This is a genomic window from Peptoniphilus sp. (assembly GCF_050943655.1).
Lineage (GTDB): Bacteria > Bacillota > Clostridia > Tissierellales > Peptoniphilaceae > Peptoniphilus_A.
Genome location: NZ_JBMNPQ010000119.1, coordinates 1 through 2810 on the forward strand (window position 1 = coordinate 1; position 2810 = coordinate 2810).

The 2810-nt window shown below is 34.3% G+C and carries 3 protein-coding genes; 2 read left to right on the forward strand and 1 reads right to left on the reverse strand.

All coding sequences use genetic code 11. From position 1 onward, the window contains the following. Positions 1-95: 95 nt before the first annotated feature. Entirely contained in the window at positions 96-926 is an 831-nt protein-coding gene (gene murI / locus ACOX6R_RS07815; protein ID WP_433448954.1) for a glutamate racemase, read from the forward strand. Between the two features lie 154 nt (positions 927-1080). Next, positions 1081-2334, forward strand: coding sequence for a sodium/glutamate symporter (gene gltS / locus ACOX6R_RS07820; protein ID WP_433448956.1), 1254 nt, complete (start codon positions 1081-1083; stop codon positions 2332-2334). A 92-nt stretch (positions 2335-2426) separates the two neighbouring features. Here gltS and ACOX6R_RS07825 read toward each other — a convergent pair. Further along, a partial coding sequence (locus tag ACOX6R_RS07825; RefSeq protein ID WP_433448958.1) for an NADPH-dependent FMN reductase occupies positions 2427-2810 on the reverse strand: 384 nt, incomplete at its 5' end.

A 2810-nucleotide genomic window follows, 5' to 3' on the forward strand; every position in this document is an offset into this window, starting at 1 on the left:
TTTAATTTTGATGTTAAATTTACAGGTTTTAGTGTTATAATATTAGATAGTTATTTTTTAAATAATTGGAAGCTTTTAGAAGTTGGTGAGGTTTATTGAGCAATTCGATAGGACTTTTTGACAGCGGAACAGGTGGACTGTCCGTTTTAAAAAATGCTATAAAGAAAATTCATAATAAAAATTTTGTCTATCTTGGGGACACGGGCAGAATGCCTTACGGAGTGAGAAAACCAGAGGAGATACGCGACTTTACCCTTGAGGCAATGGGATTTTTACAAGATAAAGATGTAGATCTATCTGTAATTGCATGTAACACTGCAACAGTTCACGGACTTGAGGCATCTCAGGAAAAATACGACTATCCAATACTTGGAATAATAAGTTGGGGAAGCCTTGACTCAGTTGAGATGACACATAACAGAAAGATTGCCCTTATTGGAACAGAGTCCACAGTAAATAGCAAAGTTTATGACAATACGATAAAAGGACTTGACCCTAGGATTGAAGTTAAATCAATTGCTTGTCAGGACTTGGTACTGCCAATCGAGCGTGGGGAATTTGACGAAGATCACATGGAGAGATTAATCAGAAATCACCTTGAGGAGTTTGGTGACTTTGATTACGACACAATAATTCTAGGCTGCACGCACTTTCCAATTGTAAAAAAATCTTTTAAGAATATTTATAAAAAAGACAACAGAAATGTTAGGATAATCAATCCGGCATATCTATCTATTAAAAAAACAATGGAAATTTTAAATATCGAAGAAGATAATGAGCCTCTTGATGAAAGGACAATTGATTTTTACTTAACAGGCGATATTGATATGTTTAAGCACACACTCGATCAGTATTTGGACCTTAGTGAGTTTAAAGTGAGCTTTAATCATGTGGATGCAAATGATTTAAATAAATACTTAAAGTGAGATGTATAAGATTTTATACATCTTTTTTTATTGCTATATAAAGTTTATTTATTATAAAATATCTGAACAGATTAAACTAATTTAGAGAAGTGCATTGAACCATAAACACTCTAATGTTAGAATAAAATTATAACGTTTTAAAAAGGAGGATATTATGGGATTTGAAACGATTGATGGAATGCTTTCGATAAATATCGACAGCACTATGACGCTTGCTTTTGCTGCCATACTATTGTTAATAGGTTATGCTCTTAAGAAGAAGTTTAAATTCTTGGAAAAATATTGTATTCCAGCGCCTGTAGTTGGTGGATTTTTATTCATGTTCATTACGTGGGCGGGGCATGTGACTAATACTTTTACAGTAAATTTTGAAAATATTTTTCAAGATACCTTTATGCTTGCCTTCTTCACAACAGTAGGTCTTGGAGCAAGTTTTGCACTTTTAAAAAAGGGTGGAAAAGCACTTATAGTTTATTGGTTAATTTGTGGAGTTATTTCAATACTTCAAAACACAATAGGAATTGTTGTATCTAAACTTGTTGACCTAGAGACACCTTATGCACTTTTATCCAGTGCCATCTCAATGATTGGAGGACATGGTGCAGCAATGTCTTACGGCAGGACTTTTGCGAAGATGGGATATGAAACTGCGCCACTTGTTGGAGCGGCTGCAGCCACATTTGGACTTATATCTGCAGTATTAATTGGTGGACCAATTGGCAGAAAATTAATTGAAAAGAATAACTTATCTCCCGACGAAACTGAAGGAGTTTTTGATGACGACATAGAAAGTATCAACTCTTCTTTTGGTGAAAGTTTGACAGAGCTTGATGTAATAAAAAATGTATCAGTAATAATTATTGCAATGGCAATAGGATCAATTATCTCAGGACAAATTAGTAAACTAATAAACATGGACTTCCCAACATATGTTGGAGCGATGTTTGTCGCAGTAATAGTTAGAAATATTAATGAAAAATATGAGATGTACAAGTTTGATTTTGCGTTAGTTGATGGAATAGGAACTGTCATGCTTAACTTATACTTATCTCTTGCGCTTATGACTTTAAAACTTTGGGAACTATCAGGTCTATTAGGTGGAGTATTAATCGTAGTTCTATGCCAAGTAATATTTATTTCACTTGCAGCATACTTCGTTGTATTTAAACTTCTTGGATCAGATTATGACGCGGCAGTAATGTGTGCAGGACTTTGTGGACACACATTGGGAGCAACACCATCTGCAATTGTAAACATGACTGCAGTAAACGAAAAGTATGGAATGAGTAGAAAGGCAATGATGATTGTGCCAATCGTTGGAGCTTTCTTGGTAGATATTATCTATCAGCCTCAGACAATTTTCTTTATAAAGACTTTTGTTGAAGGCGCAAGTAATTTTATTAATTGATGCGTATAACTTAAGTTTTAAAAAATTTAAAAAAATAAAAATAACCCCAGATATTAATCAATTGATTAAACATCTGGGGTCTTATCATGGCCTTAACCTATAATTTTTTTAGCATGCTCAACATATGTGTCGACTGCTTGTTGTAAGAATTTTTTTGTATCTTCGACCATCTCTCCATCCTTGTCGAATAGTTCGTGAATTTTTGCTAGGAATACTTCTGGTTGTTCAAGTGTAATTAAGTTCACATAAGAGAAAGTCTGTCTTATAGCAAGGTTTGATGCCATGCCTCCAAATCCTCCAATGGATGCAGAGAACACTGCAACTGGCTTGCCGTCCCAGTAATTACCCTTAGTGTTTACAGATACAATGTCAATTACATTTTTAAGTGCTGGTGCAACTGATCTATTGTATTCAGGTGTGAAGAAAATATATCCGTCGTAACCCTTTACATCTTCTCTAATTCTTTCGTACTCTTC

Coding starts and splice junctions, on each gene's coding strand:
- gltS (WP_433448956.1), top strand. CDS start 1,081: ATGGGATTTGAAACGATTGATGGAATGCTTTCGATAAATATCGACAGC.